At 65.4% G+C, this 25648-nt stretch carries 22 protein-coding genes; 19 read left to right on the forward strand and 3 right to left on the reverse strand.

The window, feature by feature from the left end:
• Positions 1-16: 16 nt before the first annotated feature.
• The 8 genes from rsmD to smc all read left to right on the forward strand — a co-directional run bounded on the left by rsmD (position 17) and on the right by smc (position 9500).
• Entirely contained in the window at positions 17-601 is a 585-nt protein-coding gene (rsmD, locus tag AEQU_RS04235; protein WP_022739694.1) for a 16S rRNA (guanine(966)-N(2))-methyltransferase RsmD, read from the forward strand.
• A gap of 120 nt (positions 602-721) precedes the next feature.
• Positions 722-1180: an ATP synthase subunit B family protein gene (locus AEQU_RS04240; RefSeq protein WP_022739695.1), complete on the forward strand. Its 459-nt coding sequence runs from the start codon at positions 722-724 to the stop codon at positions 1178-1180.
• A gap of 215 nt (positions 1181-1395) precedes the next feature.
• Positions 1396-1953 carry a YceD family protein gene (locus AEQU_RS04245; RefSeq protein ID WP_022739696.1) on the forward strand — a complete coding sequence of 186 codons (558 nt, stop codon included), beginning with the start codon at positions 1396-1398 and terminating at the stop codon, positions 1951-1953.
• Positions 1954-2089: 136 nt separating this feature from the next.
• Complete coding sequence (locus tag AEQU_RS04250; protein WP_022739697.1) at positions 2090-3451, forward strand: chloride channel protein; 1362 nt, start codon at positions 2090-2092, stop codon at positions 3449-3451.
• A 129-nt stretch (positions 3452-3580) separates the two neighbouring features.
• Positions 3581-3760 carry a 50S ribosomal protein L32 gene (rpmF, locus tag AEQU_RS04255; RefSeq protein WP_022739698.1) on the forward strand — a complete coding sequence of 60 codons (180 nt, stop codon included), beginning with the start codon at positions 3581-3583 and terminating at the stop codon, positions 3758-3760.
• Between the two features lie 227 nt (positions 3761-3987).
• A complete protein-coding gene (gene plsX / locus AEQU_RS04260; RefSeq protein ID WP_022739699.1) occupies positions 3988-5046 on the forward strand; it encodes a phosphate acyltransferase PlsX in 1059 nt (352 codons plus the stop codon).
• A complete protein-coding gene (gene rnc, locus AEQU_RS04265; protein WP_022739700.1) occupies positions 5043-5915 on the forward strand; it encodes a ribonuclease III in 873 nt (290 codons plus the stop codon). Before plsX ends, rnc begins: the two co-directional genes overlap by 4 nt.
• A 6-nt stretch (positions 5916-5921) precedes the next feature.
• A complete protein-coding gene (gene smc, locus AEQU_RS04270) occupies positions 5922-9500 on the forward strand; it encodes a chromosome segregation protein SMC (RefSeq protein WP_022739701.1) in 3579 nt (1192 codons plus the stop codon).
• A 581-nt stretch (positions 9501-10081) separates the two neighbouring features.
• Here the strand turns inward: smc and AEQU_RS04280 are convergent.
• Entirely contained in the window at positions 10082-11383 is a 1302-nt protein-coding gene (locus tag AEQU_RS04280; protein ID WP_022739702.1) for a Fic family protein, read from the reverse strand.
• Positions 11384-11635: 252 nt separating this feature from the next.
• Between AEQU_RS04280 and AEQU_RS04285 the strand changes: the two genes are divergently transcribed.
• From AEQU_RS04285 to AEQU_RS11840, 8 genes are all read left to right on the forward strand, one after another.
• A complete protein-coding gene (locus AEQU_RS04285; protein ID WP_022739703.1) occupies positions 11636-14293 on the forward strand; it encodes a molybdopterin-dependent oxidoreductase in 2658 nt (885 codons plus the stop codon).
• A 3-nt stretch (positions 14294-14296) separates the two neighbouring features.
• Positions 14297-14917 (forward strand): 4Fe-4S dicluster domain-containing protein, encoded by a 621-nt coding sequence (locus AEQU_RS04290; protein ID WP_022739704.1) that lies wholly within the window; start codon positions 14297-14299, stop codon positions 14915-14917.
• Positions 14918-14927: 10 nt separating this feature from the next.
• Positions 14928-15629, forward strand: a complete 702-nt coding sequence (locus tag AEQU_RS11830) for a TorD/DmsD family molecular chaperone (protein WP_022739705.1) — start codon at positions 14928-14930, stop codon at positions 15627-15629.
• A gap of 166 nt (positions 15630-15795) precedes the next feature.
• Positions 15796-17070 (forward strand): MFS transporter, encoded by a 1275-nt coding sequence (locus AEQU_RS04300; RefSeq protein ID WP_022739706.1) that lies wholly within the window; start codon positions 15796-15798, stop codon positions 17068-17070.
• 364 nt (positions 17071-17434) lie between these two features.
• Complete coding sequence (locus AEQU_RS12605) at positions 17435-17602, forward strand: hypothetical protein (protein WP_022739707.1); 168 nt, start codon at positions 17435-17437, stop codon at positions 17600-17602.
• Positions 17595-17723, forward strand: a complete 129-nt coding sequence (locus tag AEQU_RS13025) for a hypothetical protein (protein WP_280508301.1) — start codon at positions 17595-17597, stop codon at positions 17721-17723. The genes AEQU_RS12605 and AEQU_RS13025 overlap by 8 nt, the downstream gene beginning before the upstream one ends.
• 46 nt (positions 17724-17769) lie before the next feature.
• Positions 17770-18489 (forward strand): aminotransferase class V-fold PLP-dependent enzyme, encoded by a 720-nt coding sequence (locus tag AEQU_RS11835; RefSeq protein ID WP_084280452.1) that lies wholly within the window; start codon positions 17770-17772, stop codon positions 18487-18489.
• Positions 18490-18650: 161 nt separating this feature from the next.
• On the forward strand, positions 18651-19385 hold the full coding sequence (locus AEQU_RS11840) for a class I SAM-dependent methyltransferase (protein ID WP_022739709.1): 735 nt from the start codon (positions 18651-18653) through the stop codon (positions 19383-19385).
• 5 nt (positions 19386-19390) lie between these two features.
• On the opposite strand, the gene AEQU_RS04315 is transcribed toward AEQU_RS11840, so the two are convergent.
• Entirely contained in the window at positions 19391-19714 is a 324-nt protein-coding gene (locus tag AEQU_RS04315; protein ID WP_022739710.1) for a heavy metal-binding domain-containing protein, read from the reverse strand.
• Positions 19715-19962: 248 nt separating this feature from the next.
• Between AEQU_RS04315 and ahcY the strand changes: the two genes are divergently transcribed.
• Both ahcY and AEQU_RS04325 read left to right on the forward strand, forming a co-directional pair.
• Complete coding sequence (gene ahcY / locus AEQU_RS04320; protein WP_022739711.1) at positions 19963-21219, forward strand: adenosylhomocysteinase; 1257 nt, start codon at positions 19963-19965, stop codon at positions 21217-21219.
• A gap of 421 nt (positions 21220-21640) precedes the next feature.
• Positions 21641-22969 carry a glycosyltransferase family 2 protein gene (locus AEQU_RS04325; protein WP_022739712.1) on the forward strand — a complete coding sequence of 443 codons (1329 nt, stop codon included), beginning with the start codon at positions 21641-21643 and terminating at the stop codon, positions 22967-22969.
• A gap of 316 nt (positions 22970-23285) precedes the next feature.
• On the opposite strand, the gene AEQU_RS04330 is transcribed toward AEQU_RS04325, so the two are convergent.
• A complete protein-coding gene (locus AEQU_RS04330; RefSeq protein ID WP_051353391.1) occupies positions 23286-24095 on the reverse strand; it encodes a ComF family protein in 810 nt (269 codons plus the stop codon).
• 477 nt (positions 24096-24572) lie between these two features.
• Between AEQU_RS04330 and AEQU_RS04335 the strand changes: the two genes are divergently transcribed.
• Entirely contained in the window at positions 24573-25643 is a 1071-nt protein-coding gene (locus AEQU_RS04335) for a substrate-binding periplasmic protein (RefSeq protein ID WP_022739715.1), read from the forward strand.
• The last annotated feature ends 5 nt before the right edge of the window (positions 25644-25648 follow it).

Here is a 25648-nt window from a genome sequence, read left to right on the forward strand (position 1 = left end):
CGAGAAGGAGACACCAATGCGCATCATCGCCGGAGAATTCCGGGGCCGCAAGCTGGACGCCCCCAGAGGCGACGGCACCCGCCCCACCACCGACCGCGTCCGCGAGTCGCTCATGAGCGCGCTCGTTTCCCTGCGCGACGGCCTCGACGGCGCGGTGGTGCTGGACGCCTTCGCGGGTTCGGGGGCCCTGTCCCTGGAGGCTCTTTCCCGCGGCGCCGATACGGCCGTGCTCTGCGAGCGCGACCGGGACGCCGCCGCCGTCATCGAGCGCAACATCACCGCCCTGCGTCTGGGTCGCGATCGGGCGCGCCTCGTGCGCGGCGATGTCCTCAAGCGCGGTGCGGCGGCGCCCGGGCGTCCCTTCGACCTCGTCTTCCTCGATCCTCCCTACGCCACCGATCCGGCGGAGATCTTCGGCCTCCTCGGCCGCCTCGGCGACGCAGGCGCCCTGGCCCGTGACCTCGTTGTCAGCTACGAACACGACGCCTCCGACGACGATGCCGTGGAGGCGCTGGCCGAATCGTCCGGCTACGAAATAGCCTCCCGCCGCCACTTCGGCGACACTACCCTCGATCTTTTGGAGCGTTTGTGCACGGAATGAGGGGGGTATTCCATAGTTTTTCCATCATGGTAGAATGGTAAAACTTAGCGTGCACGACGTCTGTCCGCGCGTGTCCAAATGGGGCCGCGGGGCGATGCGATATAGTCAGGAAGGAACAACATGGACGAAACCGGAGTACTTGGGCTGCTCGAAGAGCTCTCGATCCTCTTGGAGGACTCGAAGCCGGTCTTCGGCAAGAATAACCTTCGCCAGGTCGATATCGCCGCCGCCTTCGACATCATGGACGAGATCCGCGACCTGTTCCCGGCGGAGTTCTCCCAGGCCCGCCAGATCGTGCGCGAGCGCCAGAGCCTTCTGGACGACGCCGAGGTCGAGGCCAATCGCATGATCGAGGACGCCCGCAGCCAGGCGATCACCATCGCCTCCGAGCAGGAGATCGTGCGCATCTCCCAGCAGCAGGCCGACACCATCCTGGCCGATGCCCGCGAGCTGGAGCGACAGACCCGCGCCGGCGCCGAGGACTACGCCGACGAGGTGTTCGGGCACATCGAGCAGAGCCTCGACACGCTGCTGAACAACACGCGCCGCTGCCGCGATCGCCTGAACGCCGCCCGCTAGGCTGCGTGGCGCCAGTAAACAAGCAAGTGACGAGGGCGCGCCGTCTGTGGCGCGTCTTCTTTTTTGGAAGTAAATGCCACTTCGACCTAGAAATGGCATGTGACGATGCCACTTCATGGCCGAAATGGCACGATTTGAGTCAAAAAGGGCCGTTTTCGTGACGGCTCGCATGCCATTTCGGGGTCGAAGTGGCATTTACGGAAAGGAATTAGAAAATGGCTACGGATGCCACGGCGATTATCGCCATTCCCGAGGCGCTGCTGGAGACGGCGGCGACCCGGCATTTCGAAGGAACGCTCGATCTGGCCGAGCTGGCCGCCGGCCCCGACACCTACACCTTCGCCGCGCCCGTCACCTGGTCGGTGGAGGCCACCAACACCGGCGACGCCATCCTCGTCCAGGGAACGGCCGCGGGCGACGCCACGACCCAGTGCGCCCGCTGCCTGGAGGACGTGACCTATGGCTTGGAGGGCGACATCGAGGGATACTTCCTCATCGGCGGCGAGGAGGAAGCGGAGACGCCGGAGGATATGGAAGGCGACGAGTTCGACTTCCTGCCCGACAACCGCAAGATCGATCTGGTGCCGCTCATCGTGGCGGCCCTGCTGCTCGAGGTGCCGCTCGTGCCCCTGTGCGACGACGACTGCAAGGGGCTGTGCCCCCAGTGCGGCGCCAACCTGAACGAGGGGCCCTGCGGCTGCTCCCGCGACGAGGCAGACGTGGAGGCGAGCCCGTTCGCGGCTCTCAAGAACTTCGACTTCGGCGACAAGTAGAAGATCCGGTCCATAACGGCTTTTCAACGAAGGGCGGCGCGGCGGAAACGCTTCGCCGCCCTTCGGGCTATGAGTGCGAAAGGTCGTCTAAAGTTGTCCCGTACGGTTCGGATGCGTGAAAGCGAGGAGGCATGCGGTGAAAGGGGCATCGAGCGCGCAGGTGCTGCGCCACGGGGTGTTCGCCGTGGCCGTCGGCGTCGTGGGGGCGGCGGCCTCGGTGGTGCTGTGCCTCGTTGTCGGCTGGGCCTACGATCTCGTCTGCGCCCATGGCTGGCTACTGTACCTCCTGCCCATTTTCGCGGTGGCGAGCCTTCTGCTGTACCGCGCCCTGAGGCTTCCGCTGGACACCACGACGCACACGGTGATAAACGATATCTGCGCCGATCGCCCCATCTCGCCCGCGCTCGCCCCGGGCATTCTGCTCGGCACGGCGCTTTCCATTCTCGGAGGCGCCTCGGTGGGCAAGGAGGCGGCCGCCCTGCACATGGGGGCGTCGCTGGGCGATCTTGTCGCGCGCCCTTTGAAGCTGCGGCCCTTGAGGGGGGTTTGGAAGGGCGGAAGCCGTGCCGACGGCGCAGGTGGCACGAGCGGCGGTGACGGCGCAGTTGGGAGCGCGGGCGCCAGCGGAGGCGCAGGCAACGGCGGAGGCGCCAGCGGCGGCGTGCACGCCTATGCCGCCTCCTGCGGCATGGCAGCGTGCTTCGCGGCGCTGTTCTTCGCGCCCTTGGGGTCGACGGCCTTCGTCGTCGAGCTCTCTCGCTACGACCGCTCGGTTTGGCGGCATGCGCCCTTCATGCTGCTGGCGTGCTTCGTGGCCTTCGGCTTGGCGAGCATCATCGGCATCGGCGATGTCATCCCCAAGGTGCCGCTGCCTGCGCTGTCGTGGCCCGTTGTCGGCCAATGCGTCGTGATCGCCGTCGCCTGTGCGCTGGTGGGAACCGTCTACATTCAAATCATCGACGGCGCCCAGCGCCTCACCAAGCGCATCTCGCAGAACTACTATCTGTGGGCGGCCCTGGGCGGCGTGCTCATGGCGGTGCTGGTCACGCTGTTCGATTGGCGCGGGTTCGAGGGCACGGGTGCCAACCTGCTCTCCGACGCTCTGGCCGGCCGCGCCGGCGGATGGACCTTCGCCGTGAAAGCGCTGCTCACCATCGTGTGCCTCGGGCTTTGGCTGCGCGGCGGCGAGATCATGCCCACCTTCACTGTGGGCGCGCTGCTCGGCGCGAGCTGCACGGTCATGACCCAGGGCGATCCGGCCTTCTCGGCGGCTGTGGGGCTCGTCGCCTTCTTCGCCGCCATGAGCCGCTGCCCGGTGACCGCCTTCCTCATGGGCTGCGAGATTTTCGGCTGGGCCGGCGCGCCCGCGTTCGCTTTGGCCGTGGCCGTCGCCTTCTCCCTCGGCCGCGACGTGGGATTGTACGGGCGCGGGGCCACCGGCATTCTGAAGCGCGCGACTTCGGCGGCGCGGGCGCGCCTTGTCGTGAAGAAGCCGTGACCGCTGGCGAATTCGTGGGAAATTGCCCTTGCGGGGCCGCGTGCGGTTGGGTATCATATCAGATCGTGCGTTTACAGAAGAAGTTGTGAACGGCACCCGCTGTTCCCAGCTATAGAAGGAGTAATCGAGATGGCAGTACCTAAGCGCAAAATGGGCCGTGCCCGTACCCACGCCCGTCGCAGCACCAACGACAAGATCGCGGCTCCCGCCCGCTCCATTTGCCCCCAGTGCGGCGAGGTGAAGCTTCCTCACCGCGTGTGCGGCAACTGCGGCTACTACCGCGACCGCGAGGTCATCGAGACCGAGTAGCTTTTGTGCGTGACGGTCGCGGAGGCGCCAGGTAGCCTCCGCGATGTCGGCAAAGCCTCCTCGCATGCCAAGCTGGATAAGCCTGGTCTGCCAGGGGGCTTTTTGGCTATAGGCCCGTGCCTCCGACCGTGTCCGCAGGCTGTGCGGATAGGGCCGGATGCGCAGCGCCCGTGCAGCGAAAGACCCTGCCGCCCCGGGCGGCACATCGTTTTGAGGAGATACGCAACGTGGCAGAACCAGTAACAATCGCCGTGGACGTCATGGGCGGTGACCGCGGCCCGGCCGTGGTGCTGCGCGGCGCCCTGCAGGCCCTTGAGGCCGATCCCGACTTGAGGCTCACGCTCGTCGGGCCGGCCGAGGAGGTGGAGCCCTTCGCCGCCGCTCACGATCGGGCGACGGCGCAGGTGGCCACCGAGGTCATCGAGATGGGGGAGCATCCGGCCGGCGCCGTGCGCGCCAAGAAGGACTCCTCCATCGTCGTGGGCTGCCGTCTCGTGAAGGAGGGCGCCGCCGACGGCTTCTTCTCCGCCGGCTCCACCGGCGCCTGCCTGGCCGCCGCCACCATCGTCGTCGGGCGCATCAAGGGCGTGAAGCGCCCGGCCTTGGGCCAGGTCATTCCGGCTTGGGCCCGTCCGACCCTGCTCATCGACGTGGGGGCCAATGCCGACTGCAAGCCGGAGTACCTCGTGCAGTTCGCCCAGATGGGCGAGGTGTACATGAACGCTATCATGGGGGTGGAACATCCGAAGGTCGGTCTTCTGAACATCGGCGAGGAGGACACCAAGGGAGACCTGTTCGCCCAGGAGGCCCACCGTCTTTTGACCGAGGCCGTCCCCGCCTTCGCCGGAAACTGCGAGGGGGGCGACCTCATGGCGGGCGACTTCGACGTGGTGGTCACCGACGGGTTCACCGGCAATGTCTGCCTGAAGACCATCGAGGGCACGGCCAAGACGCTCATGCGGAACCTGAAGGCCGCGCTCATGTCCACGGCGCTTTCCAAAGTGGGGGCGCTGCTCGTGAAGGGCCCGCTCGGCGCGCTCAAAGAGAAGATGTCGCCGGACACCTACGGCGGCACGCCGCTGCTCGGTGTCAAGGGCGCCGTCATCGTGGGGCACGGCTCCTCCAACGAGACGGCCGTGAAGAACGGCATCGCCGTGGCCGCCGCCACGGTGCGCGCCCATGTGCCCGAGGTCATCGCCGAGCGCGTGGCCGCCGCGCCCGCGTCGGCTTCCGCGGCCGTTGGCGCCGAGGAGAAGGGGGAGGCCGCCGCCTCTGATGCCCGATGAGCCTCACCGCAGAACAGCAGACCAAGCTCGAGCGCGCCCAACAGATTGTGGGTCGCACCTTCGAGAACACCCAGTACCTGCTCTCGGCCATCACCCATCCTTCCGCCACCGAGGGTCGGGCCGTGAAATTCTCCTACGAGCGTCTGGAGTTCCTCGGCGATTCCATTCTGGGGGCTTTGGTGGCCAACGCCGCCTTCCATCAGTTCCCCGAACTGGACGAGGGCGGCCTCACGCGCATTAAGGTGGCCCTCGTCTCCGGGGCGAGCCTGTCGGAGGTGGCCGAGAAGCTCGGGTTCGCCGACGTCATCGTGTTCGGCTCATCGGAGACCGGCACGGGCCGGCGCGGGCTGCACTCGGCGCTCGAGAACGTCTACGAGGCCGTGGTGGCGGCGCTGTTCCTCGACGGCGGCCTCGATGCGGCGTGGGCCTTCGTCGATCGCACGCTCATGCCCAAGATGTCCCTCGAGCTTGCCCGCGAGCCGGAGAATCCCAAGAGCGCCCTGCAGGAGAAGCTGCAGGAGGGCGGCATCACGCCCACCTATCGGTTGGTGGAGACCCAAGGACCGCCCCACGACCGCACCTTCGTCGCCCAGGTGTACGCCGGCGACAAGGGGCTCGCGCAGGGCGTCGGCCGCACGAAGAAGGAGGCCGAGAGCCAGGCGGCGAAATCCACGCTCGCGCGCCTCTCCGAGTTCTTCGGCATCGGCATGACCGAGGAGCAGGCCGCCGAGAAGGCGGCCGAGAAGGCGGCCCGGGCCGAGGAGAAGGCCGCCACGAAGGCGGCGCGGGTCGCCGAGCGCGAGGCTGCGGCCGCCGCGAAGGCCGCCGCGAGAGCCGAGCGCGCCGCCGCCAAGAAGAAGCAGGACTAGGCGCCCATGTATCTGAAATCTCTCGTTCTCAAGGGCTTCAAATCCTTCGCCGACCGCAGCGCGCTCACGCTGGAGCCGGGCATCACCGCCGTGGTGGGCCCCAACGGGTCGGGCAAGTCGAACATCTCGGACGCCGTTCTGTGGGTGCTCGGCGAGCGCAACGCCAAGAACCTGCGCGGCCAGGCCATGGAGGACGTCATCTTCGCCGGCTCCTCGGCGCGCAAGGCCTCCGGTCTCGCCGAGGTCGATCTCGTGCTCGACAATTCCGACGGCACGCTGCCGGTCGATTTCGACGAGGTGGCCATCACCCGGCGCATGTACCGCAACGGCGAGAGCGAGTACCTCATCAACGGCACCGTGGCCCGGCGCATGGACGTGCTGGACATCCTGCATGACTCGGGTCTGGGCACCGGCACCCATTCCATCATCTCCCAGGGCTCGCTCGACTCCATCCTGCAGAGCAAGCCGGAGGATCGCCGCGCACTCATCGAGGAGGCTGCCGGCGTTCTCAAGCACAAGCAGCGCAAGGCGAAAAGCGAGCGGAAGCTGGCGAACATGGATCAGCACCTCTTGCGCGCCCGCGACGTGGTGGGGGAGGTGGCCCGGCAGCTGGGGCCGCTCGAGCGCAAGGCCAAGAAGGCGCGCACCTACCAGGAGCTTGCGGCCCAGCAGGCCGAGATGAGCCTCGCCATCGCCGTGGACGATTTGCGCGGTCTGCAGAAGGAGTGGGACGCGGCCAAGGCGCGGGAGGCGGCGCTTGCCGCCGAGCTGGAGGAGCGAAGGGGTGCCATCCAGGAGGCCGAGGCCGCTGTGGAGGCCTTGCAGGAGCGCATCCGCCAGCAGACGCTGGACGCCGGCGACCTGTCGCGGCGCCATCGCGCGGCGGCGACGGCCGTCGAGCGATTCGACTCCGCGGCCATGATGCTGCGCGAGCGGCGTCGGGCCGCCATGGCCCGGGCCGGCGAGCTGGAGCTTTCCATCGAGGCCAATGCCGTGAAGGCCGACGAGGCGGCATCCGAGCTTAAGCGCGCGACGGCCCAGTACGAGGAGGCGGCCGGCGAGCTGGATGCGGCCAAGAAGAAGGTATCGGACTTGGACGCGGTCTACCGCGATTTGGGAGTGCGCCGCGGCGCGCTGGAGCGCGAGCTTTCCGCCCTTTCCAAGGAGGCTGAGAAGATGACCGCCGAGCGCGAGACGGCGCGTCGCCGCCATGCCGAGAACACTGAGGCGCTCTCCCATGGCCTCGCCCACGTGCAGGTGGTGGAGGGGCGCGCCGCCGAGCTGGCGCTTGAGCTCGCGCGCGCTCAAGAGGAGGCCGAGCGCGCGGCGGCCGGGGCCGCCGAGGCCGATGGCGAGCTTTCCGCGCTGGTGGCGGACGAGGCGGCGGCGCGCGCCGCCGTGGGCACCGCCGTGCAGTCTCGCGACGCGGCCCGCGCCGCCATGGACGAGGCCCGCGACGCCCATCGGGCGCTTTCGGTGGAGATCGCCACCTTGGAGGAGATGGAGCGCGCGAGCGCCCTGTCCGCGGGCGAGGCCCGGGCGTGGCTCGTGGAGCACGTCGACGAGGTGCTGGGGCTCTGCGAGCCGCTCTCCCACGTCATCCAGGCCTCGGCCGGCTTCGAGCCTCTGGTGGAATCGCTTCTGGGCGGGGATGTGGCCACGCTGCTCGTGGAGGACGCGGGCGCGGTAGAGCTCATCGCCGGCCAGCTCGCCGCCGCCGGTGCCGCGGGCGAGGCATCCTTCCTCATTCGCGACGACGCCAGCCCCTCTCGCATCCGCGGCGCCGCCCTCTTGTGGCGCGAGCGATCCGGCGGGGCCGAGGGCGTCCCGCTCGTGGACGAGCTCCTCTTCCCGGAAGAGGCCCGGGGCGCCGTGGAGGCGCTTCTGGGCGATGTGGTGGTGTGCCCGACCCTGGAGGCGGCGCTTTCCGCCCACGGACGGGACGACGCGGCCCTGCGCTTCGCCACTCCGGATGGTGCCATCGTGTGGCCCTCGGGCAAGGTGAGCGTGGGGGGTGCCGTGGTGGACGAGGGGGCCGGCGTGCTCGCCCGCGTGCGCCACTTGGAGGAGCTGCGGGCGCAGCTTTCCGGCGCGGCGGCGGCCCAGGCCAAGGCTGAGGAGGCCCACCGCTTGGCCGAGGAGGCCCTGCGCCAGGCCCAGGCTACGTCCCTGGAGCTTTCCCAGGCCCTGGCCAACCTGCGCGGCCGTGCCGAGGCGGCCCGCAACACCGCGAGCGCCGCCGCCGAGAAGCTGGCCTCCTGCCGCCGCGAATTGGAATCCGTCGAGCGCCAGCGCGCCGAGGCCGAGGCTGCCGTGGCGTCGGCCCGTCCCAACGTGGAGTCCTTCGAGGCCCGGGTGAAGGAGTTGGACGCGGCGCTGGATGCGGGCAAGAAGAAGCAGGAGGCTCTGACCGAGGAGCTGGCGCCTCTGCGCCGCGAGGCCCATCGCGTCTCCGACAGCCTCGCCGAGGCGAAGCTGGCGCAGGCCACGCTCTCCGAGCGCACTACCTACGCCGAGCGCGTCCGCGATGCCCGCGTCCGCGACTTGGAGGCCCTTGCCGCCGCGAGCGAGGAGGCCCGTGTGGCCCTGCGCGCGAAGACGGTCTCCGCCGCCCGCATCGAGCCGGTGCTCGCCCTCATCGACGAGCTGACGGCCTCGGCCCAGAAGTGGACGCGTCAGCTGGAGGAGCAGGCCACCGCCGCCGAGGACTCCTCCACGGGCCTGCATTCCTCCGTCACCGAGGCCCGCGGCCGGGCCCATGAGGCCCACGCCCTCTTCGACGGCGTAAGCGAGCGCCTCAGTGAGGCCCGCGTGCGGAAGGGGCGGCTCGAGCTCCAGGTTGAGGCGGCGGTGAACCACATCGCGACCGATCTGGCGGTTCCCCTGGAGACGGCGCTTTCCGTGCCGCCCCTGGAGAACCGGCCCGAGGTGGAGGACGCCCTGTTCAAGATCAACCGCCGCATCGCCAACCTCGGCACCATCAACCCGGACGCCGCCGAGGAGTACGACGCGCTGAAGGTGCGCTACGACTACCTGGCCGCCCAGCTGGACGACCTCGATCGCGCCCGGCGCTCGCTCGCGAAGATCAACCGCGTCATCGACGCGCGCATGAAGGAGGACTTCATCCGCACCTACGAGGCGGTGGACCGCAACTTCCAAGAGATCTTCTCCATCCTCTTCCCCGGTGGCAGCGCGAATTTGTCGCTCGTGGATCCGGATGATCTGGAGAACACCGGCGTGGAGGTGAACGCCCAGCCCAAGGGCAAGCGCATCGCGAAGATGATGCTTCTGTCCGGCGGCGAGAAGTCGCTCACGGCGCTGGCGCTGCTGTTCGCGGTCTACCGCATCCGGTCGACGCCGTTCTACATCTTGGACGAGGTGGAGGCGGCGCTCGACGACACGAACCTGCGCCGTCTGGCGGCCTACATCGACAGCCTGCGCGACGAGACCCAGCTCATCATGATCACCCATCAGCGCCGTACCATGGAAATGGCCGACGTGCTCTTCGGCGTGTCCATGCAGGGCGACGGCGTCACCAAGGTCATCAGCCAGAAGCTCGACCAGGCCTTAAAGCACGCGGAGTAGGGGAGACGGCGGCCGCCTATCCGCCTTGCTTCGAGCCGAACTGCCCGCTTATGTATCGAAATCCGCGCTTATCAGCGTCGTTGGGGTCTTCCGGACGCTGATAAGCGCGGATTCTATGCACTATCTGGCTTCGAGACGCTGCTACACGCGGATCTCCGTACGAAATTGGATAACTCGTAAGCGCGTGGCGCTGTTGTGGTGGGTGCTTGCCCTCGAGGAGGCCAAGGCGGCCGCTTGCCAAGGGTGCGACGGGTCGTCCGGCGGGTTGTCCCGTTGTTGGGTGGCGTCGACCGATTGAGGCAGCTGTGGTTGGGCTGCGGCGCCTGCCAGACCGCGTGCCCCTATGATGCGCGCCATTTGGCGGCGTCGGAGGACGGCTATTTCGGCTCGGAGTTGAACGAGTACGAGACGGTGATGTACGAAGCGATGCCTCCGATGACCGTCTTGCGCAGTCGGCAGCCTCATCGCTCATCCGCGCCGCCCGCGCATTCCCTCCTCCGCAGGCAGCACCTCCCTCCCTTCGCGGCGGCCCCCTGCGGGCCGCCACTTTGCGCTTTCATCTTAATTGTGCGAGACATCCGTCATTGAGTCACTTCGGCCATAATTGCGTTGAAGAATCCCGTGGCTTCCGGGCACTCGTAGACCTTGTTGCGACGTCCGTGACTGACTTGAACGATAATGCCTGCCTTCTCGGCGGTGTCAATAAGCTTTGCTGCAGTGGTGAATGTTGTGTCGATGGATTCCGCGAGAGTGGAAGCGGAAAAGACGGGGCTGCCAATGAGGGAGATGAGAAAACGCTTTGCCATCTCCGTAAGGCGCCGCTCGCCGTTTAGCGCTCGTCCCCAGCTTTCGATGGCACGACAGGCCAGACTGTAACTGTATTGGGCCACTTCGAAGGCATTGCGAGATGCGCGAGCGGTGTGGTACACCCATTCGTCGATCATTTGCGTTTCGCTGGCGCCACGGCAGAACTGGTACGGTTGGAGCACTTCGTCGTGATTGCGTTGGGCGAGAGCCGGCGTGATGGCGATGGGGGCCATGATGTGCGTGATGAGGTTTGCGTTGCGCCAGATACCCACCAGGAGTGCTCGGGCGAGCTGGTCGATATCGGTGTCGAACATCTTAGTTGCTTCCATCTGGTAGTGCATGAGCGCCACTTTCGCAGAGGGCCCCAGTTTCGAATTGTTGAGGAACATTACCAGATCCTGAAGGAATTCAGGAAGTTCGAGTGGGGAGGGGGGACGATAGGCGCGTCCGAGTCCCTCTGAATCTTTGTCGTTAACTTCCCAACCTCGTAATCCGGTGGGCGCTCCAGGGTGAAATGTTCGGCTGATGGCTTGGTGGAGGGCGAGTACGTAACGAGGGGTGATGGTAGTTGGAGCCGCCCCGCACAGCGAGTTGATCTCGATGGCCATCATCTGATGGGCGCATCTTGAGGCTTCGAGCACTTTCTGATCAAGCCGGGGAGATCCCATAATAGCCTCAACCTTTGCCTTGTCGGGAACGCCTTTTGTCCAACCTCCGGCTTCCTTCAGATAATCGAGGAAGCAGCAGGTACGGTAATCGGCGCGGGCGCCGTTGAGGAGGGCGACGAAAATGCCGTCCATGCGAGCCAAGGTGCGACTCAGAGAAGGGCCGAGCGGGGAGGTGCCGATAGTGCAGTCGCAACGGGAGGCGAATATCTCGAATTGGGAGATCGCCCCGAGCGTTTCGTCGCTCAGAATGATTTTCCGGCCCATCAATTGGAAAGGCTGGTAAATCGCTCGGTCATCTTGCGCTGTCTTGCCGGCATCGCCGCAGGCGCCTGCGGCGGAAAGCACTTCGTGAAGATGGACGAGATCCTCCGGGGCGGCTTCTCGCCTGAACGATGTCCTCAGTCTCACGATCCCCCTCTCATTTGGAAACCCTATAGTAGCGCGACAAAGTCGAATTTACACGGAACAAGGGCGCTTAATGCAAGTTTCGCCCGCTTTCTTCAATAAAGGACTGCTCCATATTTCATTCTTTGCGGGCATTGGAACAGAACTTGATTGATCTTTTTGAAGTCGTGAATGCTGATCATAATGCCACGTCGTCGAGGATCCTGTCTGGATTTTCTCGATTCGGTTCAATGTTTAAGAGAGGAGAAGGAGACTATGGAGGATGTGAAGGCTCCCGCGTCGTCGACGCAGTCGGGAATCACACGCCGCAGTTTACTGAAATGGACGGCCCTCGCGGCTGCGGGAACGGCTGCGCTCGGCACGACAGGTTGCGCGGGCTTCAACGAGAAGGAGCCTTTAAGTGAGACCGGTGGCGAGAACGTCCAGCCGGAAGGGGAGTGGATTCCCTGCAGCTGTTGGGCCGACTGCGGCTCCAAGGGCTTTAACAAGGCTTTCGTACGCAATGGGGAAGTGGTGCGCTTGGGCACCGACCAGACCCATGACGACACGCCGGACTGCCCCCAGTTGCGCGCGTGCGCTCGTGGTCGCGCCCTGCGCGGCATGATCTTCGGCGCCGATCGCATCAAGTACCCCATGAAGCGCAAGAACTGGCAGCCTGGCGGCGGTGAGAACGCCCACGGCGAGTTGCGCGGACGCGACGAATGGGAGCGCATCAGCTGGGACGAGGCTCTCGACCTCATTGCGGGTGAGATCCTGCGCATCATCGACACCTACGGCAACGAGGGCATTCTTCTGCCTGGCGGCGTGCCCCAGCGCCTCGGCGATTACGACATCGGCCGCATGATGTATATTAAAGGCGGCTGCCTCGAGCAGACCGGCGCGGTGTCTTCCGGCGCCTGGACCGAGATGGCCAAGCTCATCGGCCTTCCCGAGGAAACCAACGACCGCATCGATTTGCGCTCGAGTGAGGTCATCGTGCTGTGGGGTTCCAATCCTGCCTGGAGCCGCGCGGGCCTTCCCACCTATGATTACCTTCAATGCAAAGAGGCGGGCGTGAAGTTCGTCTGCGTCGACCCGTTCTATACGCCCACGGCCAAAGTGCTCACCGACGACTACATCCCCATTCGCCCCGGTACCGACAGCGCCGCCTTCCTCGCTATGGCCTACGTGCTGCTCACCCAGGACGATCCGGAGAACAATCCGCTCATCGATTGGGATTTCCTCGACCGCTGCACCATCGGCTTCGATGCCGACCACCTGCCTGAGGGGGCCGATCCGAAGAAGAACTACCGTGATTACGTGCTTGGCACCTACGATGGCGTGCCGAAGACGCCCGAGTGGGCTTCGGAGATCTGCGGGTCGCCCGCCGAAGACCTGGAGCGTCTGGCTCTGATGCTGGGCGGCGCCGAGCGTGCTGCGGTCATTACGGCGCCGGCTTTGGCCCGTACCGGATCCGGCGCGCAGCTCTGCCAGAACCTCATGGCTTTCGGCGCCATGGCCGGACTCATCGGTAAGCCCGGCTGCTGCTGCGCTTCCGACTGCGGCCATTCCTGGATGCAGGGTGGTTTCGAGACGCTGCTCAAGGGTGGCATGAACCACGCCAATCCGCGCAACGCTACGCTCGGCAATATGGAGCGCATCCCCAATCCGCTCGAGTACCGCAAGGTGAACGTGAACCAGATGTGGACCTCCATTGTCGATGAGCGCAAGTACATCGGTCTGGACGGCAAGACCTACGACAACAACGTGCACATGATCTACGACCGCCAGGAAAACTTCCTCAATCAGGGGCCGGCCACCATGAAGGGCATCGAGGCCTATCGCATGATGGATACGGTGGTGGCCCAGAACCTGGTCATGACCACCAATTGCAAGTATGCGGATATCGTGCTCCCGGTTGCGAGCCCCTGGGAGCGCTACGGCGATCTCAGCCCCGCCTATCGCGAGACCATCGTGTGGTTCAGCCAGGTAGTGGAGCCTCTGTTCGAATGCAAGAGCGATGCCGAGATCGCCCTTGAGCTGGCCGACCGCATCGGCGTGGATCGCAATGTGCTGCGACCGGTGAGCGAGAAGCAGCTGATCATAAATATGGTTGCCGCTTCTCAGATCCTCTCGGAGGACGGCGAGAACTTCGAGAATCTCGTGAGCATCACCGAAGAGGACTTGGCCGAACTGGGCGTTGAGGGCCAGCCCCAGGAAGGTCGCGTGCCGATTCTCGATTTCAAGCGCGATGGCATCTTCACTATCGAGCGCTCCGTTGGCGACGGCCTCGATTTCATTGCCCTGAAGCCTTTCCGAGACGATCCCGAGGCGAACCCGCGGCCCACGGCTTCGGGCAAGCTGGAGATCTACTGCCAGGCCGCCGTGGACAAGGTGAAAGAATTCGGCTTCAAGGAGATATCTCCTATTCCCGAGTACGTGCCGCCGGTGGAGGGCTACGAGCAGACTTTCTCCGATTGGGAAGCGAAGGAAAAGGGCGAGTTCCCGTTCCAGATCTACAGCCTGCATATCTTGCGCCACTCCCATTCCTCGTTCGCCAACGTGCCGAATCTGCGCGAGGCCTTCGACCATCCTCTGTACATGAACAGCCTGGATGCCGAGCGTTTGGGAATGGAGACTGGCGAGACGGTGCTCATCACTTCCAACTGGGGCCGTTGCCTGCGCCCCGTGCAGGTAACTGAGATGATGATGCCAGGCGTTCTGGCCATGGGCCAGGGCGCGTGGGTCGAGATCGACGAGGAGACTGGCATCGACAAGGCTGGCTGCATGAACGTGCTCTGCGGGCCGAACGTGACCACGACCGGTTATCAGGCCTGGAACACCTGTATCTGCAACGTCGAGAAGTGGGACGGCGAGCCGCTGGTGCCCGACTATCTGTGGGATTCGCGCGAAGTGCTCAAGGAAGGAGAGTAAATCATGGCCCAGATGGGATTTCTGATCAATAGCGCCCAATGCAGCGGCTGCAAGGCCTGCGAGTTGGCGTGCAAGGATATCCATAACTTCGAGATCGGCCCCCGGGCACGTCGGGTGCGCGAGGTATGCGGTGGCGGCTGGTCTGTGGACGAGAAGACCGGCGTCTGCCATCCGAGCGGGGTGTTCACCTATTCGGTGAGCTATTCTTGCGGCCACTGCGATAATCCTGCCTGTGTGGCGGTGTGCCCGACCGGCGCCCATGCCAAAGACGAGGAGACGGGGCTCGTGACCATCGATCAGGAGCAATGCATCGGCTGCAAGTCCTGCATTCAGGCCTGCCCCTATGGCGCCCCGCAGTTCGTCGAGGCCAAGGGCGTGACCGAGAAGTGCGATATGTGCGCAGAATTGCGCTCTTACGGGGAGGAACCGGCTTGTGTGGCCATCTGCCCCCAGCGCGCGCTCAAGGTGGGCGATATCGACGAGCTTCGAGCCGAGTTCGGCGACTGTGCCGATGTGGCCCCTCTGCCCTCCTCGGCCGACACGGCGCCCAATGTGGTCATCGTGGCTCACCGCAATGCCAAAACGAACCTGGCTGACGTGCGTATCCTGTCGCTGGAGCAGTAGGGAGCACGCTATGGATGAGAGGATCGAGGACGAGCGGCTCTCTGCCGAATACCTGGAAGAAGGCGCGGCACTGTTTCTGCTGCTGGGACGGCTCTTCCATGGAGTACCGGATCCGGTGCTGTTCGCTGAGGCGGCCAATGACCGTATCTTCGACGAGATGCCTTTCGTGCGCGGAGAGGAGGCGCTGCGCGCTGGCGCTTGCTTGCGCGCATGGGCGGATCGGTGTTCCTCGCCCTTCTCCGACGATGACTTCCACGAGGTGTCCGCCGAGTACGCGCGATTGTTCGTTGGGGGCCTGACGGTGCCGGCGCCGATGTGGGAATCGGTGTACTTCAACAAGGATCGCATGGTGTTTCAGCATCAGACCTTCGAGGTGCGGGCGATGTACGCACGCTACGGCTTGGAGGTGGATGCGCTTGCTCACGAGCCTGATGACCACCTGGCCTATGAGCTCTTGTTCGTAGCGAGGCTCTTCGCCCTGGCCGCCGAGCATCGGCGCGCCAGTTGCCACGATGAGGCAGATGCCGTTCTGGCCGATCTGGTCTCGTTCGCTGTGTGCCATCCGCTGACGTGGGTCTCGCAGTGGCGCGACAATGTGCGCCGGTATGCCAAAGACGGCTTCTATCGAGGCTACGCCGATCTCGTGTGCGCGGCGCTGACTGAGGTAGAATGTGCGTTGGCGCCCCAAATGGCATCAGCGCCCTCGGTTTAGTTCACTCTCAGGCAGGCATTGCCTCGAGCGATGACTCGGAGGTGCCTTGCCGGGGCCCGGAAGTCTCCCCTCCCTGCTTCCGGGCCCCTGTTTTGCGTGGCGTCCGAGAGATTTTGCGCGAGGCGAAATGCGGGAGGGATGAGGGGAAAAGGAAGAGGGGAGGACAGTGAGAGGAAGAAGCTTTTCCAATCGATCGCTCGTTGCCGGCGCCACAGGGTTCGTGCTGAACTTACTTCTGGGCGTCGTGTACGCCTGGTCGATGTTCGTGGAGCCCCTGGAGGCCCAGTTCGGCTGGACGCGCGCGGAGACCTCTCTGGTGTTCACCGTCTCCATGGCCTGCCTGTGCGCCGGTCATCTTGCCTCCGGGATCCTCTTGCCCCGCACCTCCCCGCGCTGCGTGCTGCTTCTGGCCGCTGCTTTGTCGGGCGCGGGCTTTCTGGCAAGTGCGGCGGGGAATTCGCTCGGCTGGTTCGCCGTGTCCTATGGGATTTGCTGCGGTCTGGCGGTGGGCTTGGGTGCCAATTGCGTGCTCTCCACGGTGCTTCTGTGGTTTCCCGACCGTCGCGGTCTGGCATCGGGCGTTCTGCTGGCCGGTGTCGGCCTCGGCTCCTTGGCGCTCGGCGTGCCGGTTACGTCGGTGATCGAGGCGCTGGGTTGGCGGGCGGCCTTCGCCTGTCTCGGAATCGCCTTCGCCCTGGCTTTGGGCGTGGGGGCGCTTCTGCTGAAGGCGCCTTCGTCGCAAAGCGAGGGGCCGCAAAGGGAAGGGGCGCTCGGCTCGAGGGAGACTGGAGGAGCGCCTTCGGAAAGTGAACCGGCGGCACCCGCTGCCTGCCGGGGTATGACCACGGCTCAGATGCTGCGCACAGGGTCGTTCTGGGGGTTCTTCTGCTGGATCGTCCTGATGGGCGCGGGAGGGCTCGCGCTTATCAGCAACGCCGTGCCCGCGGCCGCCGTGGTGGTGCAGCGATCCGGCGGCGGCGCGGGGGCGCTCGCCTTCGCCACGGCCGCCATGGGGCTCATCGGCGTAGCGAACAGCGCGGGAAGACTCGCTTCCGGATGGATTTGGGATCGTTTCGGCTTCCGCGTCGCGCTCGCGGCGGCCCCGATGGCGCTCATGGCCGCCATGGCGCTGTGCATTGTCGCCGACGAGCTCGCGAGCCCTGCCTTCATCATCGGGGGCTTTCTGCTTCTGGGCGCCTCCTACGGAGGGTCGGTCTCGGCGGGCAGCGCGCTGACGGGATCGTTTTTCGGCATGGAGTGTTACCCTATGAATTACGCCGTCGTCTCGCTCAACATCCTCGTCGCCTCGCTTGTCGGCCCCGCTGTGACAGCCGCGAGCTGGGATCTCTCTGGGAGCTACCTTGCCGCCTACGTGATCCTTGCCCTCCTGGCCCTCGCGGCGTTGATCATCGGGCGCTTTCTCCGTCCTCCGCGAGATTGAGACGGGAAGCGCTTGGCAACTGTGCTCTTGAGGTGGCTGGCGATAGGTATCTCCTGATTTGTCGGGCACCCGTTAAGATAGATGGCGTGTTGGCTATCGGTGAAGAATGGAGTGGCATGGGCGCTCGATACGAGAGAGGGGAGCTGGAGTACGCCTCCGGCTACGAGAAGATGTACGGCGTGACCGACGAGCAGCTGGCGTTTCTCTAAACCTACTTTGGACGTCGAAGCTCGGGCCGCAATTCAGACACATACAACTCGAGATCTCATGCGGAATTCGGCCCTTTGGCCGACCGAGATGGCTGGTATATGGCCGGTGGGCTGTGGCGAAGGCGCATAATTGACGAAGGGCCGAAGGGAGGGGTGTGGCAGGGATACCCCTTTTGGGGAATGCGGGGAAGGTTCGGGCGCTCTTCCGCTCCCGACGCGAGGTGGTTGCTCGCCATGTGTGCTTCGATGATTCCCGCCTGTTCAAAGGTTTCGACACGCCGGCCGACCTCGCTCGCATAGAGGAGATGGTGGCTCGTGACTGACCCGAGAAAGACCCCGCTCGACCGGGGCTGCTATCCCATCTTGGAACGGAGAGTGGGGCGGGACGGCACGCATCCGCTCGTCTACCTGGACAGCGCTGCCACCTCGCTTGTGTCAGATTAGGTCGCTAGCGCCTGCGCGACGTTTTTTGCGCACGAGCTGAGCGAACATCCATCGGGGTGCCCATACCCTGGCCGAGGAGGCGACCGATGCTTACGAGGGCACCCGCGAGCGTTTGGCCCGCTTCTTCGGCGTGGAAGGCGCGGATCGGTTCGTCTTCACCCATGGGTCCACGGAGTCGCTGAACCTGGCCGCCCTCGGCTGGGCCGACCGCCGGCTGCGCCCCGGGGATGTCGTGGCCGTGGCCGAGGACAACCGTCACGCGAACATCGTGCCGTGGCAGATGCTCGCGCAGCGTCGCGGGGTGCGCGTCGAATGGATTCCCGTGAACAGTGCGGGGCCGCTCGACTACGACGCCTGGTGCCGCATCGCCGAGGCGCGCCCGCGCCTTGTGGCCCTCTGCCAGCAGCCTAACGAGGTGGTGGTGCTGGATGTGCGCACGCCGGAGGAGTACGCCGAGCGGCATATCGTGAACGCGCGGCTGCTCACCCTGGACACCATCGACGAGACGACCGCCGCGGAAGCCGCCCCAGACAAGGAAGCGCCCGTGTTCGTCTACTGTCGCACCGGCGTGCGCTCCGCCGAGGCGGCGCTCAAGCTCGAGGCCCTGGGATATCGTCAGATATACGACTTCGGCGGCATCATGGACTGGCCTTATGCCACCATTGATGGCGACGAGCCGACCGAAAGCGGTCTTCCCGAAGGCGAGCTCCCCGTCGGCGTGAAAGTCGTCTGCGGCAAGACAAAGCCCGCCCCCTCCGCGGAGTAGTCTGTTTTCGCGCCGCTTGGCAATAATTGCGAAAATGCACGAGTCGTTCCGCAAGACTCGCGCATTTGCGCGTATTCTGAAGAGGTGGACACACAAGATCTGTGCATTTGCATGGATCCTGCGGGTCGGAATGGGATCCAGAGGGCCGACGAGGTGCCGATGTGAAAAGCGATGAGTTGCGCCAGCATTACGACGGGCTTGCCTGCGAAGGCGGGTTTGAGGCGCGTTGCCATATGGAGCTGCCGGAGTGGTCGCTGGTCGGCGCGCATGTGGTGAACGTGGGGTGCCGGCGCGGGAAGGGCACCTATAAGTTGAGCGAGCAGGTGGGCGAGGGCGGCTTCGTCGTCGGGGTCGACTGGAACGAGGCTTTTGTGGAAGCGGCCCGGGCGGGCGTCCCCAGGGCCCTTGAGCGCAGCGGCTTTACCCGGTGCAACATGGCATTCCGCGTTGGATTCCCCGAAGATCTGGTCGCAGCGGGCATTGAAGAAGGCTGGGCGGATTTCGTCTACTTGAACAGTTCGCTGCCGCTGTTTGCCTCGCCGGCCCGGGCGCTGCGCGAGTGTTATCGCGTTCTGGCGCCCGGCGGCGTGCTGCTGGCTGAGGTTCCCGTGACGGAGCCAAACGGCGAAGGGCGCGCGGGTGATACCGACTCCGCAGCGGATGCTAATCGCGCGGACGTCATCAAGGCGGCCCGCGCCCTTCCGAACGCCGTGCAGGCGGCGCCGACCGTCGAGGAGCTTCTCGGCTGGCTGGCGGAGGCGGGGTTCTCCGAGCCGATCGTCCGCATCGAGCGCCCGCTGTCGCCCGACGAGGGCAGCACGCCCGATCGCCCCGCTGCCACGGTGCCCGGCGACGAGGCGACCTATCGCCTTCTGTCCATCGAAGCTTCCAAGTGAGTCCGCTACGCCGCTTCCACGGTGACGGCGGTGCCGGAGGCGGTGACCATGAGCATGTTGCCCTGGCCGAGCACCTCGTAGTCCATGTCCACTCCAACGATGGCGTGGGCGCCCAGGGCCGCGGCGCGCTGCTGCAGTTCCTCCAAGGCCTGGGTGCGGGCCACCATCAGCTCCTCCTCGTAGCCGGCGGATCTTCCGCCCACGAGGTTGCGGATGCCGGCGCCGAAGTCCTTCAAAAAGTTGATGCCTGTGATGACCTCGCCGAACACGATGCCGTAATAGCCGGTGATGCGGTAGCCCTCCACGGTGGGGGTGGTGGTGACGATCATGGGGGAGTCCTTTCTCGAAGAGGCGCCACGCCGGCGTAAAAGCCACGGGCGCGCTGCGAATCCTGCGCGATCATGATACCTGAAGCGGCCGTGTCTCGGCGAGGATGCGCCGCCGATTGTCCAACCTGTGGGGAGGTTCCCGAAACAGCGCCGTGCGGGCACGGGTGCTGTGCTACCCTGTTGCCCGTGCACATTCCCCGGGCGTCATCCGACCCGGAGAGACGAACTTATACGAAAGGAAGCAATCCGTGAGCCAAGCCTGCGATATTTTGGACATCAACCTGGCCGACGAGGGGCAGAAGCGCATTCTGTGGGCCGACCGCGACATGCCGGTGCTCGCCCGCATCCGCGAGCGCTTCGCCGAGGAGCGCCCGCTCGAGGGCGTGCGCATCGGCGCCTGCATGCACGTGACCACCGAGACGGCGAACCTCATGCGCACGCTCGTGGCTTCGGGCGCGGAGGTGACGCTCTGTGCCTCCAATCCGCTGTCCACCCAGGACGACACCGCTGCCTCGCTCGTGCGCGACTACGGCGTGCGCGTGTATGCCATCGCCGGCGAGGACGCGGAAACCTATGGGCGCCACATTGCCGAGGTGGTGGCCACCAACCCGCAGATCATCATGGACGACGGCGCCGATCTGGACACCGCCCTGCACACGAAGTTCCCCGAGAAGCTGGAAGGCGTGATCGGCGGCACCGAGGAGACCACCACCGGCGTGGTGCGCCTTATGGCCATGGCGAAGGACGGCGCGCTACGCTACCCGGTGTTCAACATCAACGACGCCAACACCAAGCACTGCTTCGACAACCACTACGGCACGGGCCAGTCCACCTTGGACGGCATCGTGCGCGCCACGAACCGCCTTCTGTGCGGCCGCACCATGGTAGTGTCCGGTTATGGCTACTGCGGGAGCGGTCTGGCCCAGCGCGCGAAGGGCATGGGCATGGACGTCATCGTCTGCGAGGTCGACCCCCTGAAGGCGCTTGAGGCCCACATGGAGGGCTACCGCGTGATGAAGGCCGAGGATGCCGCCCGCTTCGCCGACGTGTGGGTCACCGTCACCGGCGACTGCAACGTCATCGACGAGCCGGCCTTCAAGAACATGAAGGACGGCGCCATCATCTGCAACTCCGGCCATTTCGACTCCGAGATCAACATGAAATGGCTGCGCGCGAACGCCGTGAAGGTGGAGGAGCTGAAGCCGCTGGTGGAGGAGTACACGCTGCCCGACGGGCGCACCATCACCGTGCTCGCCGAGGGGCGCCTTGTGAACCTCGCCTGCGCCGAGGGGCACCCGGCCTCGGTTATGGACATGAGCTTCGCCAACCAGGCCCTGGCCGCCGAGTACCTCTACAAGCATGCCTCCGAGCTTGAGGACAAGGTCTACGACGTGCCCGCCGCCATTGACGACGACGTGGCTCGCGTGAAGCTGGAGACGCTCGGCATCGAGATCGACACCCTCACCGAGGAGCAGATCGCCTATATGAACTCTTGGAATTTCTAGAAGCTTCCTAAACTGTCCGGCCGCGGGTCGGCAGAGGGGCACGTGCGCAAGCAATGAAATGCTGACGGGATGCACGCGGGAGGCCGGGAACGGCGGAGGGGCTCGCGCGCAGGTTGCGCAGCGAACGGAACAGCCCAGTGGGCTGTTCCGCCGAGCGAGCCATTGCTTGAGCACGTGCCCCTCCGCCGACCCCGGCTTCCCGCCCCTCCACCAAACCTTACGCTTCCCTTACAGGTATGGAGGGGATGTGGCGCAAATGCGGCGAAAAGGAACACTTTGGCCTCGATTGCCCCCATTTCGGCCGTCGTGACCCAACTGGCGCTGCCAACTTGGCTCGAAAGGGCTATACTTTCAGCCGTTTGTGCAGCCGCGCCCACGCCACTGACCGTGCGGGCGCATGTCATGTCCTAGGAGCCTCAAGGTGTTCGATACCGTAGCATCGCAAGTGTCGGCGTTGTCCTTCGTCGACATCTTCAATTTCTGCGTGTTTCTTACCTTCACTATTTGCTATACCTACCAGCTCTTCTACGTGCTCGTGGTGCTGACGCGCCGGGCGCCGAAGAAGGTGGCGCGCGCCAACCACCGCTATGCGGTCATGGTGGCGGCGCGCAACGAGGAGACGGTCATCGCCGACCTCATCCACTCCATCAAGGTGCAGAACTATCCCGCCGAGCTCATCGACATCTTCGTCATCGCCGACAACTGCACCGACAACACGGCCGACGTGGCCCGCGAGGCCGGCGCCATCGTGTTCCCGCGCAGCAACGACAAGCTGGTGGGGAAGGGCTATGCGCTCGATTACGGCCTGAAGGCCATTTGGGAGCAGTACGCCGATCGCGACTATGAGGCGTTCTTCGTCTTCGACGCCGACAACGTGCTCGATGTGAACTACTTCCGCGAGATGAACGCCACCTTCGATAACGGTGCGAAGGCCTCCACCTCCTACCGCAACTCCAAGAACTTCGGCAGCAACTGGATCTCGGCCGGCTACGGCGTGTGGTTCCTGCGCGAGGCGAAGTTCTTGAACCAGGCGCGCCTCACGCTGAACACCTCCTGTGCCGTGTCGGGCACGGGCTTCTTCATCGCCGCCGACATCCTGAAGGCCGCCGGCGGCTGGAAGTGGCACCTGCTCACCGAGGACATCGAGTTTTCCGCCGCCTCCATCATCGACGGCGTGCGCATCTCCTACTGCCCGACGGCGGTGCTCTACGACGAGCAGCCCATCACCTTCCGCGATTCGTGGAACCAGCGCTTCCGCTGGGCCAAGGGCTTCTACCAGGTGTTCGCCCATTATGCGGGCGGCCTGGTGAAAGGCACGTTGACCAACCCGCGCGGTTACCGCTTCGCCTGCTACGACATGCTCATGACCATCGCTCCGGGCATGCTGCTCTCCATCATCTCCATTCTGTTCAACACCATCATCATCGTGCTGGCGGCTACGGGCGTCATGTCCACGGGTGTGGCCATCGCGAGCTCGGTGACCTCGGTCGTGTTCTGCCTGTGCAACTACATCGTGTTCATGTTCGTCTTCGGCGTGCTCACCACCTTCGTGGAATGGGACTCCATCCGCACCACCACGGCGAAAAAGATCCGCTACATGTTTACCTTCCCCTTCTTCATGCTCACCTACATTCCTATCGCGCTCATCGCTCTGGTGAAAAAAGCGGCGTGGAAGCCCATCCGCCATTCCATCTCGGTGGACGTCGCCGAGTTCTCCGAGGCCGAGGGCGTCCGTCTCTCCTCGAAATAGCTCCTTTCATTTTCTAGCGATGCTTGCTAGAATATAAGGCAGGCTCGAGGGGAGCCACTGGCCAGTGAAATCTCCCCTGAACCGTTTGTTATTTGGGCCGTCTTGCATGACGTGCCCGCCTTGCCTTTCGGCTCGAATCCGCGTACTCGCGGATTCGAGCCATCAGGTTCAGCAAGCAAGCCGCAAAACGAACCCAATCGCAAAGGTTCATTTGCCTGCCTTTCTCCCGTTGCCTAAGGTAGCGAAACGGGCGGGGTCGGCCAGCTCCCCGCCCCGAGGATGCGTCTCGCGCATCCTCGGGGCGAAAGGCTGTGCCCTAGGTTCGCGCGAACGTGAGGCACCGGACGATCTTGGCGCCGGCGGCGCGCAGGGCCTCGGTGGCGGCGAACAGGGTGGCGCCGGTGGTGCACACGTCGTCCACGACGATGACGGCGCCGGGCATGCTGGCGCCGGCCAGCGCGGTGAGCGAGTGCCTCATGTTGCCGATGCGCCCCGTCCGCCCCAGCTTCCGCTGGTCGCGACTGCGGGCGGCCACGAGCAGAGGGGCGAAGTCCAGCCCGGCGATGAACGACAACTCGCGGGCCAGATGTTCGGCGTGGTCGAAGCCGCGCCGGCGCCGGGCGGCGGCCGTGGCGGGCACGAAGGTGACGACCGGCGCTGCGCCCATCCAGCGGGGCGGCAGGTAGCGGGCCATGATCTGGGCCATGGGCCGTGCCAGGGCCCGCTCGTTCTGGTCCTTGTACACCGTTACGATGCGGCGGACGGCCTCGGTAAGCACGAGGGCGCTCGCCATCTCGTCGTAGGGCGGCTCCTTGTAGCCGAAGGGCTCCATCAGCACGGACGTGCACTCCGAGCACTGCACGACGCCGAAGGGCGCGCCGCAGCGCGGGCAGGCCGTCAGCGCGTCGATGTAGGGGAGCGCCGCGGCGCAGGAGCCGCACAGCACCGCGCCGGGCTTATCGCACACCGCGCAGCGGGTGGGGTAGAGCGTCTCGGTCACCATGTCGGCGGCGAAATCGCGTACGGCGCGCCAGTCCGCGCGCAGGCGGCGGGAGGGAGCGGCGTGTTTCGCGGCCGCGCCCTCCCGACGGCTCTTCGCCGGTTTTCGCTCATCGAAGAGCGCCATCTGTCCTTTCATCGGCTTCATGGGGGCAGTCTACGCGCGCACGACCGTGGCAATGACGCGGGAATGTCCCGTTTCGCTCCCCGCGCCGACCGCGTTCGCGTCCCATCCCGCGCCCCGCGCCAACCGCACGGCTTTCGCACTTCGGAGGTTCTGCGGGGCTTTGCCCCGTCTAAGCCCACTTCTGCTACACTTAGCGATGCTTCTTTCGGGTCTGTAGTTGCGGAAAGGCGCGACGTCTTTCCAAGTCCATGGCAGATGCGGTCGAAAGGATCCACGTAAGCGCGTGGGCATTGCCCGCCGTGAGCATGGCGTATCCTAGAGGTAAGTCGCACCGCCCGCTGACATTTTCGCGGCACGGACGCCGCGACGGGCGAGAGGGCTACTAGCGCAAGCGAACGCCCCGGTGCGCGAGTGTGGGGTCAAAGACTAGGTCAGTCGAAAGAGGCAACGTACCGATTGAATTAGACGGAGGATGATGTGAGAAAGCGTTCGTTCGTTGCGGTTGCCTTTGCGGCGCTGCTCGCGGTCGGCCTGTTCGGCCTGGCCGGATGCACTGGATCGGGCACCTACCAGCCGGAGCTGAAGTCCGCCGAGGTGGCGCCCCCGGTCATCGGCGAGGAGGGCACCCTGCGCGTGGGCGTCAACACCGAGAACCCGCCTCTGGCCGGCATGGGCAGCGGCAAGATCATCGGCATCGACGTGGACATCGCCGCGGCTCTCGCCGACGAGCTGGGGCTGAAGCTGTCGGTGGTGGATGTGGGCAGCGATCCGGCCGGGGCGCTCGCCAACGGCACGGTGGACGTGGTGCTCGGCATCGACGACTCCGCGAGCGACGGCGATTTCTGGCGCTCGGCCTCCTACCTGCCCACGGGCATCGCCCTGTTCGCGCTGAGCCCCGACGCGGGCATTCCCACGCAGGACTCCGGTGCCACCTTCGCTGCCCAGGTCTCCTCGAAGAGCGCCTGGGCCGTCTCCAACGGGTTCGGCGAGTCCAACCTCACGCCCACCGACAGCCTGAAGGAGGCCTTCGAGGCACTTGAGGCCGGAAGCGTGCAGTACGTGGCCGCCGACGCCGTCATCGGCCTGTACGCGGCCCATGGCCAGGGGCTCGACGTGTCCATCGTCGCCATGCTCATGTCGCCGACCGGCTATTGCATGGGCGTCTCCAACGAGAACGTCGATTTGCAGACGGCCGCCGGCGACGTGCTCGCGCGCCTGGTGAGCGACGGCACCATCAACGTCATCGAGCGCAAGTGGCTCGGCACCACCGTGGCCCTGGGCGATCTTACCGTCGTCAGCGATCTGACCGCCTCCGCCGCCGACGCCGTCACGGGTTCCGATAGCGAGGACACGGGTGATTCGGGCGACACGGGCTCCAGTGATTCCGGTGACTCGGGCGACACAGGTTCCGAGGACGCCGGTTCCGGCGACTCGTCGGACGGCTCCGATGAGTCCAGCGATACCGGCAGCGGCGACGACTCTGGCAGCGAGGACTCCGGCGATGCAGGCGACTCCGGCAGTTCCGGCGACGAGGACGCGACCGAATAACGATC

The organism is Adlercreutzia equolifaciens DSM 19450 (assembly GCF_000478885.1).
Taxonomy (GTDB): domain Bacteria; phylum Actinomycetota; class Coriobacteriia; order Coriobacteriales; family Eggerthellaceae; genus Adlercreutzia; species Adlercreutzia equolifaciens.

What these genes read in the sequence shown, in the direction of transcription:
- AEQU_RS04240 (WP_022739695.1), top strand. Translation starts at nt 722, where the DNA reads ATGGACGAAACCGGAGTACTTGGGCTGCTCGAAGAGCTCTCGATCCTC.
- AEQU_RS04245 (WP_022739696.1), top strand. Translation starts at nt 1,396, where the DNA reads ATGGCTACGGATGCCACGGCGATTATCGCCATTCCCGAGGCGCTGCTG.
- AEQU_RS04315 (WP_022739710.1), bottom strand. Translation starts at nt 19,714, where the DNA reads ATGATCGTCACCACCACCCCCACCGTGGAGGGCTACCGCATCACCGGC.
- smc (WP_022739701.1), top strand. Translation starts at nt 5,922, where the DNA reads ATGTATCTGAAATCTCTCGTTCTCAAGGGCTTCAAATCCTTCGCCGAC.
- rnc (WP_022739700.1), top strand. Translation starts at nt 5,043, where the DNA reads ATGAGCCTCACCGCAGAACAGCAGACCAAGCTCGAGCGCGCCCAACAG.
- rsmD (WP_022739694.1), top strand. Translation starts at nt 17, where the DNA reads ATGCGCATCATCGCCGGAGAATTCCGGGGCCGCAAGCTGGACGCCCCC.
- AEQU_RS04330 (WP_051353391.1), bottom strand. Translation starts at nt 24,095, where the DNA reads ATGGCGCTCTTCGATGAGCGAAAACCGGCGAAGAGCCGTCGGGAGGGC.
- rpmF (WP_022739698.1), top strand. Translation starts at nt 3,581, where the DNA reads ATGGCAGTACCTAAGCGCAAAATGGGCCGTGCCCGTACCCACGCCCGT.
- AEQU_RS11830 (WP_022739705.1), top strand. Translation starts at nt 14,928, where the DNA reads ATGGATGAGAGGATCGAGGACGAGCGGCTCTCTGCCGAATACCTGGAA.
- AEQU_RS04285 (WP_022739703.1), top strand. Translation starts at nt 11,636, where the DNA reads ATGGAGGATGTGAAGGCTCCCGCGTCGTCGACGCAGTCGGGAATCACA.
- AEQU_RS04290 (WP_022739704.1), top strand. Translation starts at nt 14,297, where the DNA reads ATGGCCCAGATGGGATTTCTGATCAATAGCGCCCAATGCAGCGGCTGC.